The 13,780-nt window shown below is 38.4% G+C and carries 6 protein-coding genes; all 6 read right to left on the bottom strand.

Translation table 11 applies throughout. The features are described 5' to 3' along the window. Positions 1 to 90: 90 nt before the first annotated feature. The 6 genes from D0817_RS21310 to D0817_RS21285 all read right to left on the bottom strand — a co-directional run bounded on the left by D0817_RS21310 (position 91) and on the right by D0817_RS21285 (position 13,184). Entirely contained in the window at positions 91 to 3,249 is a 3,159-nt protein-coding gene (locus D0817_RS21310; RefSeq protein WP_127340372.1) for a DUF6298 domain-containing protein, read from the bottom strand. Between the two features lie 97 nt (positions 3,250 to 3,346). Continuing rightward, the gene (locus D0817_RS21305) at positions 3,347 to 5,056 is read right to left on the bottom strand and encodes a polysaccharide lyase (protein ID WP_127340371.1); all 1,710 of its coding nucleotides are present in this window, start codon (positions 5,054 to 5,056) and stop codon (positions 3,347 to 3,349) included. Positions 5,057 to 5,207: 151 nt separating this feature from the next. Next, complete coding sequence (locus tag D0817_RS21300; protein WP_127340370.1) at positions 5,208 to 5,879, bottom strand: DUF3826 domain-containing protein; 672 nt, start codon at positions 5,877 to 5,879, stop codon at positions 5,208 to 5,210. Positions 5,880 to 5,987: 108 nt separating this feature from the next. Beyond that, a complete protein-coding gene (locus tag D0817_RS21295) occupies positions 5,988 to 7,580 on the bottom strand; it encodes a polysaccharide lyase (RefSeq protein ID WP_238160923.1) in 1,593 nt (530 codons plus the stop codon). 213 nt (positions 7,581 to 7,793) lie between these two features. After that, positions 7,794 to 9,770: a RagB/SusD family nutrient uptake outer membrane protein gene (locus D0817_RS21290; RefSeq protein ID WP_127340368.1), complete on the bottom strand. Its 1,977-nt coding sequence runs from the start codon at positions 9,768 to 9,770 to the stop codon at positions 7,794 to 7,796. An 18-nt stretch (positions 9,771 to 9,788) separates the two neighbouring features. Continuing rightward, positions 9,789 to 13,184, bottom strand: coding sequence for a SusC/RagA family TonB-linked outer membrane protein (locus tag D0817_RS21285; protein WP_127340367.1), 3,396 nt, complete (start codon positions 13,182 to 13,184; stop codon positions 9,789 to 9,791). Positions 13,185 to 13,780 lie beyond the last annotated feature (596 nt).

The following is a 13,780-nucleotide window of genomic DNA, read 5'->3' as shown; positions in this document are numbered from 1 at the left end:
TGTTTTTTATTTCTCGCAGATTTAGTTTAATTTTTAGGCTTTAGTTTTAATGGTGTTAGCTTAAATCCGTTTCGTCTTTGCGATCTGTGGCTAACTTTTTTTTACTATGAATAGTACTTTTTCTTTAATTTCAATTTTCGGAATTACGATTTTTTTACCTCCGCTGATACTTGCTTTTTTCGTTAAAGCTCCTGTCGAAGCGTTAATGGCATATACTTCAAAAGTGCCTTTGTAACCTGCTAAGTCAACTGAAATATCCTGATCGTTTTTCAGGTAAAAAAGATAACTTTTCCCTTTGTTTTCCAATGTCCAAACTGCATCTGAAAAAGTATTTCCTTCCACGGGTTTCATTTCGGAAAGTGCTGTATAAAACTGCGGCAATTCAACGGTTGGAATGTTGGGCAATGAAGCTCCTGCCATTAAAACAGCCCATCCAAATCTTGAAGATGCATCGGTCGAATACAAAATCACTTTTTCGGGATAGGGATCACGGTATTCCCGAATGGCACGATAGACCTGATTTTCGGTTTCTTTTCCTGTTTTCAGTTTTCTTGCATGCTGACGGGGTGCTAAATTTACACCGCCTTCCGGGGCATATGCCGTGCCGTCTTCTTTGTAATACCAATACCTGATATCGATTACGTCAACTGTTTTTACTCTTTTGGCATCTTTTAAAACAGCATCCTGTACGTCTTTAGTGGCACTTAAACCAATAAGTCCTTTTTTACCGGTTTCGTCTTTCCATGTCTGAACTTCATCCAGCCAGAATTGCATAAATTCTAAAGGACCTGTATATTCGGCACTTGTTAACTGAATTACATTACTGTTATCCTGAAAATTCTCTAATGATTTACGAATAAATCCCTGATGTAATTTTCTTCGCTGTGGGTTATTAATGTCATAAAACTGCTCTGCCATAAAGATCCTTTTGTCTCCTGCATAGGGCGGCGGTTCCGGAAAACCGGTGCTGTTGATATTGTTTGCAGAACGCCAGGGTGAACTTGCCCAATGGGCTCCGGCTTCTAAAATATTGTGCTGAAAATATTGCTGGTTGATTAGCAGCTGCCCGTTTGTTTCTGCCAGATTAGCGAAAGACGTCAGACGGTTCCAGTACCAATCGTTGAATTTGGTCAGGTCATATTTGCTCAGGTGATCCCAGGCTAAATCCTGTCCGCTTCTGGCAAAGGGCTGCTCATAATACGGAGGCCATGCATCGGCATCGATACGGCGAACACGTTCGTGATCATCCATTCTTCTGTCGTACCATAAACCGTAATTGTGTTCCAGCGCGATCGTATGGTTCGTTTTCAGATAAGCAACAACTTCCTCTATCTGGTCTGTAAGTCCGGTTCCGGTTCTTCCGGGCACAAAACGTGTTACGTGTGGCAGTGATTTGGTTACATCATTATCTAAAAGACTTCCTCTCCACCAGGCCGTATTCATTTGCTTTCCGGCGATAAGTTTTCCTTCAAAAGTAAGCAGGCCGTTTTCGGATTTTATTTTTGAAGCTGAATCTGTTGTTTTATTATTTGTTGCAATTTTTAAATCATCTGCATTTTTAAGTTTTGAATTGACGGTATTTATCGGATTTGACTTCGACGCTTCTGCAATCCATTCCGGTAAACTCATTGCTGTTTTTACTGAATTTTGAGTCAATTCTTTGGCAACCTCAACCGTTGGACTTGATGAAGGTTCTGAGCCCAGATCGTAAATGAAAGGTTTTACGGGAAGTGGTCCTAGGCGGTTTTCTAATTGAGCATAGAATAAACTTCTTGGACTAATATGTCCGTTTACATCTTTCCAGATTCCGTTTCCTTCAAACTGTCCCCAGACTCCAAATGCCCAGTTAAGGGCTGTCGGCGGACTGTAACATTCTATTTTCGACGCTGATGATTCCCAGATTACAGAATTGGCCGCTGTCCATCCTGCGCCCCTTCCGCCTTGTTCCCTGTTGTTGTAACTTAATGCTTTTCCGTCAATGTTTACGATATCGAATAAAACTCCGGTGGCCCAGCTTCCGATTGCGCCACTATTTTCATAAGGCAAATGTGATTCGCATTGTACAAATACATTCGGGCCTGCCGTACCAAAACCTCCAACTGCAAAATCATGATATCCGTATTCGGAATAACAGCGTTGAAATAAGGTCTGTTGTCCTTCTGTGTAAAAAGTATAACGCCTGAAAGAAGCAATTTCAGAAACCGGTTCTGTTGCTATGCAATCCTCCACTGTAATTTGCTGTGCCGTTTTTAAAAGGGTAACGGCTCCGCCTGCAAAATGCTTAAAATTAACTTGTCTTACCCAGGCATTTCTGGCATTTTCAATACTAATGGCCTGCCATCTGTGCTCTTCGTCTTTTGGGTTTGACGCATTAAAAGTCGATTTTATTAAAATATTTTCGATTCCGTTTTGCTCTGTTCTTCCCGGCCAGGAATAGGAAATTACTTTTGCCGTAGCATATACTTCATTTAAAGCCATCGTTAACGGGGCATCAAGCGTAATTTCATTTCCTTTGATATTGGCGACAACCCTGTTCCAGTTCATATCCCAATCTCCTTTTTTCCACCCGATCCAGGAAGTTTCTCCTCCAAAATCCTGCATTTTCAGTTCCCTGATCCAATTATCGGTTAATGGATTACTGACGATAATTTCATCTGAAACTTTTAATTTTGAAGCATTTTTAAGCTGAATTTTTTGTGTTCCTAAAGGAAAGAAGCCATTGGCCAATTCGAAAGTTTCCTTGTATTTTCGATCATCTGTTCCCAGAATTCTGATTAAGGCTTCTCTTTCTAAGCCTGTTCCTAAAAGAATTGTTCCCTCTTCGGTGTTTCCGCTTCCACGGAGTACTACTCCCGATTTTCTGATGTATAAGGTTCCTTTGATTTTGAATGTGCCTTTATCTAAAAGAACCGCACCGCGAAAACCGGATTGGTCCGGCTTTAGAGTACTGACATAATCGATCGCAGTTTGTATTTTCTGGGTAGCATCTTCTTCCTGTTTTGGGACAAAAATTTTATTCTCAGGATTCGGAATTGCTTTTTCTGATGAACGGTATCCGGCAAAAGAAAAATCAGGAATCCGGTTTCCTAACTGATCTGCCGTAAAAGAAAGTTTCCCTTCTTTGGTTTTGACAATATCCGGAAAAGTGTTTTGCCCAGCCATCGCACTGCTAAAAAGCAATGCAAAAAGGAACAAACCGATTTTATCTTTTTGAAGAAAAATGATATTTTTTAGCTGGATAAAATTCACTTTATTATAATTTTAGAATGAAAACTGTGTTTTTTGTTTCAGGTTTCAAGTTTCAGGTTTCAGGTTAAACTGTGACTGAAAACCGCGACTCACTTCTTTACTGTAATAATCCTTTTGACAATTTAGATAATGTATCGGTATTATTTTCAGTTTTTGTCCAGTCGATTTTTTCTTTTGGATCAATTCCGTTAAAATATTTCTCGATATTGGTATATCCGTCACCGTTTGAATCCTTGTTTGCATCAGAGGCATCGTTTGGATTCAGTCCGTATTTTTTCTCCCAGTTGTCCGGAATTCCGTCAGTATCCGAATCTTTATAGGCTTTTCCTTTGTAGTCGGGATAACCTCCTACTTGTTCGATACTGGTGATTATTCCTTTTTTATAAGAATCCGCAGGAAGCCTTCTTTTAATGAATTCTTTCCCAATAGCATTCTCTAAACCGTCTTTCGATTCTATTTTTCCGGTTCGGACCTGTTTGATTATTCTTTCGTCTACAGCGTCCCTTTTTGGTAAAGTCGCCCCAACATTATTCAGGACAAATTCATACGCTTCTTCTGCTTTCATAATCGTAATGTGCGGCATCGAAAATTGTTTCGGCTGTCGGATACTTTCTAAAAATGATTTAGTCTGTTCCGCAGAAAGATCTTCCAATTGCACTCCTCCATTCCAGTTATCCGCTGTAACTTCAGGTGAACCTGCCATATAATTGCCCGCTACATAAGCCCTTCCGTATTGTTTCGGTTCAATATAACCTGATTCCGGTTTTACAATTCTGTGCGCAATAGGCTGATCTGCTGGCGTAATGGGCCCCGGTTTGAAATAATTGTTGATGATGTTCAGCATCGAACGATAATCGCCACCGTCTAAAGTACGATTCCACCAATTGAAAATTACATTATTCACAAAATTAAAATCACCGTACATTCCGATAGAAGCATTTCTTGAAATATTATCGGCCCATAAATTTCTCATAAAGGTACTGTTTAATCCTCCAATCGTGCTTCCAAAAGCGTGATTGTAAGTATCTAAGCCTTCTGATGAAATAGTATTCTGGATGGTAATATTGCAAGCCGGTAATTTTTCTAATTTAGATTTTTCGTTGGCCTGAAACTGATGTCTGTACAAAGAAATATTTTCGTCTAATCCCCAACTCACAGAACAATGATCAATAATAATATTTCCCATTGGATTTCCGCCCAATGCATCATCTCTTCTGGTGACTTCGGTTGCACCCCGTCTGAAACGCATGTGCCTGATGATTACGTCATGAGTATCTATTTCTAATGTCTCGCCCGCAATACAAATTCCGTCACCCGGAGCAGTCTGACCTGCAATGGTTACATAAGGCGCACGCATGCTGATTCTTTTCTGCAATCTGATAATTCCGGAAACATTAAACACGATTGTTCTTGAGCCTACTGCTTCACAGGCTTCCCTGAAAGTTCCTTTTCCGCTGTCCTCTAAACTGGTGACTACAAAAATCTTTCCTCCGCGGCCACCCTGCGTAAATGCTCCTCCGCCTTCTGCTCCCGGAAATGCGGGAATAGCTGCCTGTACAAAATCTTTTGGGTAGGAAGCCCAAGGTAAATAGGGTTTTCCCTGTTTGGCTTCTTCTTTAATAATAGCCGCATTGCTGACCCATATTTCATGAAGCCTTTTTTCTTCATCGGCTAAAAGGGCATCGGCTTTTTCCTGAACCGGTTTTGGAATGACAGGATATTGTGCATAGGCTGATGAAACTAAAGAACAAAATGACAACACCAAAAATGTTCTTTTTAAAGTACTGCTGGGAAAATTATTTTGCATGAGAATATCATTTTCAATTGAAAAACTAAAGGTTTTTAAGTGTTTGTCATTTCGACGAAGGAGAAATCACACCTGTATCTCGACAAACATGGCGAATTGATACGGAATTTCTTTATGTGATTCCTCCTTCGTCGGAATGACAATATTGTGTTTATTTTTTTGCTTTTTCCTTTTCTCGTTCCTCAACACGTTTATGCCAATCAGCACTTTCTTTGTTCAGGTCGTAACCCTGCTTTGATAAATAATTATTGATTCTTCCTTTGTATTTACCAAACCAGCCGTGTTTTTCTTTAGAAGATCCTCCGTCCATTGCATGTTCTCTCGCTTCAACAAGAGCTTTATAAATATAGTCTTTTTGTTCGGCAGTTAAATTGGGAAGCATGTCCTGATAGCCCGCATAGGTAATAGGCAGCACTCCGTAGGTCATTCCGTCTTTTACCTCAGTGATTTTTTCTTCAGTCAGCTGAGTCCCTAATTTTTTCAGATAGGCTTTGTGTAATTTTTCGATGGACTGGTCTGCCTTTTCTTTTAGTTTATCAATCTTCTCGTTTTGCTTTTCTTTTGATAAACTGCTGTCATCTTTCAGTTTTTTGATTTCAGCATCTCTTGGATCCTGAATAGCGCTTAAATCTCTGAATTGCTTAGCTACTATATCCGTTACTGCTTTTTCTTTTTCAATATTATTCAACGCTAGTTTGGCAACAATTTTTGCCGCTCTTTCGTTGGTAACTTTGATGTATTCGGGATCTGAATTTTGTTGCGCAATACCGGTACAAAATACCAGTAACAGGATCAGAACACTTTTATTTTTGATTGATTTCATTTTAATAAAGAATTATTAATTGCAATGACTTTTGTGAAGTCTGCCTAAATTGCGAGCTAAATTTTTATCTCGCAGATTTAGCAGATTTTGGAGATTCTTTGTCTTAAATTATTCTTGCAAAGACTTGGTTAGCGTTTCATGATTGTTGCTTAGGTCTTTCCAGTCTGTCTTTTGGTTTGGATCTGTACTGTTGATGTACTCTTCGATATTACCATAACCATCTCCGTCGGTATCTAACTTTGCATCAGATGCATCATTCGGATTTAAACCGTGTTTTTTCTCCCATTTGTCCGGCATACCGTCTTTGTCTGTATCTGTATACGGTTTTCCTTTGTATTCCGGATATCCTCCAACCTGCGAAATATCGGTGATAATTCCCTGTTTGTAGGAATCCATCGGTAAGCGTCTGTGTTCAAACTGATAGAAAGTTTTTTTCTCTAATCCTTTTGCGTATTCAGGAACTCCGGTTTTAACGGTTCTGACAATTCTTTCGTCTACTTTATCTCTGATTGGCAAAGTTGCCCCTACATTTTTAAGTACAAAATCATACGATTCTTCAGCAGTCATGATTTTGTTGAACCATGGCATTGGAAATGGCCGGTCGCTTTTCATTTTATCGAAATACGTTTTCGCTTCCTCATACCCCATTAACTCCCCTTTTTTGTTTTCGATCTGAACTCCGCCGTCCCAGTTGTCTTTAGTAACTTTTTCATTATTATTAATAACATTTCCGTTTACATAGGCTCTTCCAAATACCATATAAGGCAATTTGCTTCTTCCGGATTCCGGTTTTAAGATTCTATAGCTGATTGGCTGTGCCAAATCGGTAACAGGTCCCGGTTTATAAAAGTTGTTGATGATATTATAATTTGCGGTATAATCGCCTCCGTCTGTAGATCTGTTATACCAGTTGTAAATGACATTGTTTACAAAATTGAAAATACCGTTCCATCCAATTGAAGGATTTCTTCCGGCATTGCTTGCCCACATATTTCTCATGAACGAACAATTTTCTCCGCCCAGCGTACTTCCAAAAGCGTGATTGTAAGTATCTAAAGCTTCTCCGAATAAACTGTTCTGAATCGTAATATTCACCGTAGGTTTCTTCTCGTCGGGATAACCGGCACCAGGGCTGTACATATGTCTGTAAATAGACATATTTTCGTCTAATCCCCAGGTAGCGGAAACGTGGTCGATCATGATATTACCCACCGGATTTCCTCCAATGGCATCATCACGGCGGCCTACGAAAGTTTCTCCTCTTCGAAAACGCATATGTCTTATTACCACGTCGTGTGTATTGATCCAAACCGATTCCCCTGCTACACAAATACCATCTCCGGGAGCAGTTTGTCCCGCAATAGTGATATAAGGAGCACGAATAATTAAAGGGCTTTTGATCCTGATAATTCCGGAAACATTGAAAACAACGATTCTGGCTCCACCTTTCTCGCATGCTTCACGCAAAGTTCCGGGACCTCTGTCTTCTAAGCTTGTCACCGTGTAGACATTTCCGCCACGACCTCCGTTAGTAAACATTCCTCCTCCTTCTGCACCGGGAAAAGCTGGAATTGCGGCCTGTGGTAAATCATTTGGACGGGACGCCCATGGAATGTAAGGTTTGCCATGTTTGGCTTCTTCCTCGATAACGACAAGCGCTTTTTCCCAGGCTTCGTTAGAAAGTTTGTCCGCTTCATCCATGATAACTTTGGATTCTGCCTGAACTTCCGGGCTTATTTTGGGATATTGTGCGAAACATTGGAAACTTCCTAAAAACAACAGGAAATAGCCGATAAAGTGATATTTTTCATACTAATTTTTAATTGGGGTAATTCTTTTTAAACAAATCACCTGTACTTTTTTAAAGAATACAGGTGAAGTGTTTTTATATAAAACTTGTCTTGATCTTAAAATTTATTCCTGGTAATTAAATGTTCCCTGTCCACCAAAATTATCATTCCATCCTATCGTTTGTAACAACCATGGATTTGAAGTCAGGGCAGTTGTATTAAGACCATTTATATAATAATTTGGATTGAATTTAATATTTACTGCAACGCCGTTAAAATTGTCCATAGGCGTAAGCAATGGTGTACGAATAAAATTTGCGTTATAGAATGCTGCCAGAGCTGTAAGCTGTGTTCCGAAATTTGCAGCATCCGGATCTGCCACTACATTTGCACGATCACCTGCTAAAGGATCTGTACTGGTAGAAGTTGTTGGAACTTTATACTGTAAAAAGTTACCGGTACGTTTTGTTCCATTAATTGGAGCTAAACCTAATTTACTTACGGTTCCTCCTGTAACTCCGGGAAGTACTTCATTATCATATAACATCCATCTCTGAACATCCCAAAAACGTTTTCCTTCATAAGCCAGTTCTACTCTGCGCTCATACAAAACGGCTTCAATTGCCTGATACTTACCTGTTAATGTACCAATTCCATAATTGTTTGCAGCAGGTATGCCAACACGATTTCTAATTCTTCCTAAATAAGCTAAAGTATTGTTGGTCTGACCTAACGCCGCATAACATTCTGCAATATTCAATAATAATTCAGCATAGCGATATTCAAAAATATCTGTTCCGGAATACTGGAAGTTAGTTTCTTTGCTAGCCGCCAGATTAGTCATTTTTCTAACGAAAGCCGGGCTTGATATTGCTGTGTTTCCATCTGAAAAACCTGCTTTATTGGAGCCATCTACCCAACGATACGCCCAAAGAACAGAATTAGGAGTTTCTTTTGAGCCCCATTTAGCCCCTGAAAAAGCAAAAGTTCTGTAAAATCTTGGATCTCTGTTAACGAAGAAAGTAAAATCATTGTACCCGTTTGCAGCAGTTGGTCTTCTGCCATCTGCCAACGGAAACAGGTCGATCATTTCTTTAGGTGCCGCTACTCCGCCTCCTGTTCCGCCTAAACTTAGCAAACGAATTGATTTTTCCCAGGAATTATTAATGGCCTGAGAAGTAATTCCAATTCCACAAAGTTGTACCGTGATGGCTTCCGGGCAAAAAGCATTGTCAATCAAAAACATTTTTTCCCATTGTTTCGCACTGCTTCCATATAATCCATAGCCATCAGCAGTCAATTGAGCTTCTGCTTCTAATCCGGCTTTCAAAGCGGCTTCCCAGCGCTCATTTGAACCATCCCAGTTTTTATTAAATAACGGACTTGCAAAAGTTAAAAGAACTCTCGATTTTTGAGCTAAAGCTGCCCCTCTGGTAAAACGTCCGTAAGCACCTGATCCCCAGTTACCAGGCAACAAAGTTGCCGCCAGGTCTAAATCTTTTACAATTTGCGCTACCACCTCAGACGGTTTAGCTCTTGGAAGCTGAATAGACGGATCGTCAGCCGAAGCTGCCTCTACAGTAGTAACAATAGGAACTCCACCGTAAACACGCAGTAAATCAAAATACTGCATGGCACGCATATAATACATCTGTCCTTTTGCCTGATCCCGAAATGTTTTATCAAGATTTGAACCTTTTACATCAATTTCTTCTAAGAAAGCATTACATTCCCTAATTCTGTTGTAGGGATGATTATTTATACTTGTTGCTAATTTTGCTCCATAGTAACCGCTTGCATCAGCCGAGTTTACAAGGGTTTTATTCGGATTGATAAAATCCTGTGTTCCGCCTAATTCTTCTGTTAATCTTGAATTTGCATCTGTATAAGAACCAATTACTGTAGAGACAGGCGACTTATAAGCGTTATAAAAATCATAATATTGATTATCTACATAGGCTTGTGCACGTTCCTGAGTCTGATAAAACGTATCATCATAAAAGCCATACCCTTTCTTATCTTTCAGAAAATCATCACTACATGAAGCGGCACCTGCAGCAAGTAATAGTGATAGTGTTATATATTTAAATGGTGTTTTCATAATTACTTTTTAATTTGATTAGAATGATACGTTAAAGTTAAGCGACCAGGTTCTAAGTGTCGGATAGTTTACTGAAGAATTATCATACATATTTCTGTAATGATCCGGATAAGGATTGTATAAATCCCAAAGATTATTACCTGTAATACCCAATGTCATGGCAGCGATTTTCGTATCTGCAAAGACTTTCTTAGGGATATCGTAATTGACACTTAAGTTTCTCACAAAACAACGGAAAGTGTTCACCTGCCAGAAATCTGACGGACTGGAAATATAGGCCCATTGCGCCACATTCGGATATTTACCATTTGGATTATCCTCCCCGTACATATCTTTCCAGAAACTCTCGCGGGACCACATATTGTTTGCAGATGATGTACCCTGATTTACTAAATCAACAAAATTAGCGCCTCCCCATGAAGTTGATATTTGGGTTCTTAAAGAAAATCCTTCATATCTAAAACCTAAATTTGTTATCACATTATACGTTCTGTTGCTGTTGGCTAATTTCACATAATCATTCTCTTTCATAATTTGCCCGTCTGCCGGTGCCAATGTTCCGTCTTGATTAAGTTGCCCTGCAACATCCTGATAAGCAAGGGATCCTTTTCTGATTCCGGAAGCTGAGTTAATATCTAAATATCTTGGTACCCCGCCAACTGCGTTAGCACGTTCTGTCAGATAGGCCCAGTAATTGGCAATATCTTCATCGGTACGCAGAATACCGTCTCCTGTTGATGTTCCTTTCCAGGTTGCAAATCCCCACACCGGATTGAATGATGAATAGCCTACTCGCGAAGTGTTATTAGACGGAACAACATTTCCCTGATCCGGATATTTTTTGATTTCATTGTTATTATAACTAAAGTTGATTCCAACATTATAGCTCAATTTACCTTTTATCTTATCACTCCAGTTAATGCCAACCTCTGATCCCCATGCATCAATTTGACCATAGTTTTGTTCAGCATAAGCTCCTCCTACAGAAATTGGCACACCTACAGCACTGCTCATATCTGTTAACATTTCTTTATTTTTATCGTAATAGAAATCATAAGTTAAGCTTAATCTGTTTTTCAGCAAATTAATATCAACTCCCACGTTATTTTTTATAGTCGTATCCCATGTTACATCTCTATTTGGATTTACTCTTGGCGTCAAGCCATTTCCATTAAATCCACCTCCACCGGTAGCCGTACCAGGTCCGAACTGAAAACCTTTATCTACAATAAGATCGTAATACTGTTCCCATCTCCACGGACCGATATTATCTTTACCGGTTTTACCAATTGAGTAACGAATTTTAAAGAAGTCAACCCACGGTACACTTTTTTCAAACCAGTTTTCTTTCGACATTACCCAACCCAATTGAACTGATGGGAAAGTTCCCCAATAATTTTCCGGTGCAAATTTTGTCGAAGCATCACTACGCAGAATAAACTGGAACAGGTATTTTTGTTTAAAGCTATAATTTAAACGTCCAAAATAAGATAATGTCCCTCCTTCTACTTTTGTAGCCTGGCTATTAGAAGTACTTAAGGTACCCGCTGTACGATAATCACCTAAGTAATCTTTTCCGGTGTTCTCATAAGCCAAACGTGTAAAAGTATTATAGGTTTCTGAAGCCTCTCCACCTACCATGGCTCCAATTTGATGATCTCCAAAAGTTCTGTCATAGTTGATCAGGAAATCTCCCTGAGTACTTTTGCTATCTGTATTATTATAATAAACTCTTGAGTTTCTAACGTTTGTTTCTAAAATATAACTTCCTGTCGGATTAGTGGATCCATTATAAAAACTCGGATTAGCAGCACTTGCTAAGTGTTTGTCCTGAAGTTGATAATCTCTAATTCTCGCTAAATCATATGGCAATTGAATCTGCTCATTATATGATGAACTTTGATTTCTTGAATAGCTCACTTTGAATGACAATCCTTTCACCGCAGCTACCTTATAATTTAATGAAGCATTTACATTGAATGTGTTATCATCAGTAGTTTGATGCGAACCATTGTTTAAATTGGCAAAATAGTTCCAGCCGGCAATATTATTATTTGCATTGGCACTTCCAAAGTTTTTGTTTGAATTAGGAAATGGCGATACGTAATATTGGTTACCATCTACAGTTGTTTGCCACGGTACATGTTGCGGCATATGTAGTAAAAATCCATAATCAGCTTGTTCTCCGCCAGCTGCAGAAGCATAACTTCCGTCACTGATATTAGAGGACGCTTTGGTAAACGATTTATCGGTAAATCCAACATTTCCGGAAACAGAAGCAGAAAAATCTAAATTCTTAGCAATTTTCGCATTAATACCTGTACGGAAATTCCACTTTTCATATTTTTGATACCCTAAATTAGCATCTTGCGTCAGGTACGTTGCACCTGCAAAGTAGGTAATATCTTCAGTCCCTCCACTCACGTTGAACGAGTGTTTTTGCTGAATAGCCGGTCTCCACGCTTCTTCTAACCAGTTATAATTTAAGCTTTTCATTTGCTCCAGCTCTGAAGCTGAATAAATAGTAGCCTGATCAATCACAGCCGGCGGAGTCACTCTTGAGTTAAAAAATCGGTTACTAAACACTCCAAATTCATAAGCATTTAAAACTTTACTATGACTAACCGCATCATTTACAGCAAACTGACTGTTATACGAGAATTTCGCTTTACCCGCTTTACCACGTTTCGTTTTTACCACAATTGCCCCTTGTGAAGCACGGGAACCATAAATTGCAGCAGAACCATCTTTTAAGACAGTAATACTTTCAATCTCAGAAGGATCTAATCTATTGAACTGTTCTAATGTAGGCTTACCATTACTCGGATCTACCTGGATCATATCATCAATGATTATCAAAGGAGCACTAAAACCTCCATCTTTAGACAAACTAAACGTTTGACGAATTGAAACGCTTCCTGCTTCGCCGGGACGACCAGTTCCACTAGTAACGTTAACACCCGCAACTAATCCTTTTAATGCATCAGATAAATTTGTAACTGGCAAATCCATTAAATCATCTGCCTTGATCGTAGCAATAGCTCCGGTAAGTTCCTTTTTTTTCTGGGTACCATAACCAACCACAACAATATTATCCAGCTGGTTAGAATCATCCTGCATTTTGGTATTAACAATCGTTCGTCCATTTAATGGTAATTCTACTTTCTTCATTCCGATGAAAGAAAAAACTAATGTTCCTCCGCTCTTTATCTTAATTTTGTATTGTCCGTTAAAATCTGTCGTTACTGTATTTTTGCTGGATTTTTCTGTTACGTTAACTCCAGGTAAAAGAAGTCCTGAATTATCGGTAACCGTTCCTGTTACAATAACATTACTTGATTCTTGAGCATAAGTAAGTACACTCATTAAGGTAAACAAAAGAAAGCTACATCTTTTTATAAGTGCTTGTTTCATAAATGTTTTTTTTGGTTAGGTTATTTATTGTTAGTTAGTCATGTTTAAAAAATAAAGCACTTTTATTTTAATTAAATAGTAAAACATTTTATTAAATGTTAAAAATACATTTATTTTTTATATCCCAAAAATATAACGACGATACATTAGAACCGTCCTGCTCTATCCTGCTTTAATCGGATAATCACAAAAAATAAGACTTAAAAAAACAATATTAATAAAAAAAGAAAGAAAAAAATAGACTAAATAAAAAAATCCTCCTTCAATATTGATCATTATTGAATTAGAGAATCTATTTTGGGTGCAAAACAGCAAAAAATACAGCAAAATCGATAATTAGCTGTAAAATCTCTAAAAATCGACAATGAACCCTTGATATGTAAGCGATTACACTTTATTAGGAGAAAGTAATTTTTAGTTTACTTTTAATTAAAATTGAAAAGTTTTTGAAGATAAAAAACTTACAAATAAAGCACAGGTTATACTACCATTATTAAAGATGCTTTTTTTCAAAAAAATATTTTTAAACGGTAATTTCTGGTTAACAAATATTGAATGCTCCACATTTTTAACTTCAAAAATTGTTTTAGTACTAA

The organism is Flavobacterium cupreum, assembly GCF_003996965.1.
Classification (GTDB): Bacteria; Bacteroidota; Bacteroidia; order Flavobacteriales; family Flavobacteriaceae; genus Flavobacterium; species Flavobacterium cupreum.
Note: the sequence above shows the minus strand (reverse complement) of the source record. Positions and strands in the feature narration are given on the sequence as shown.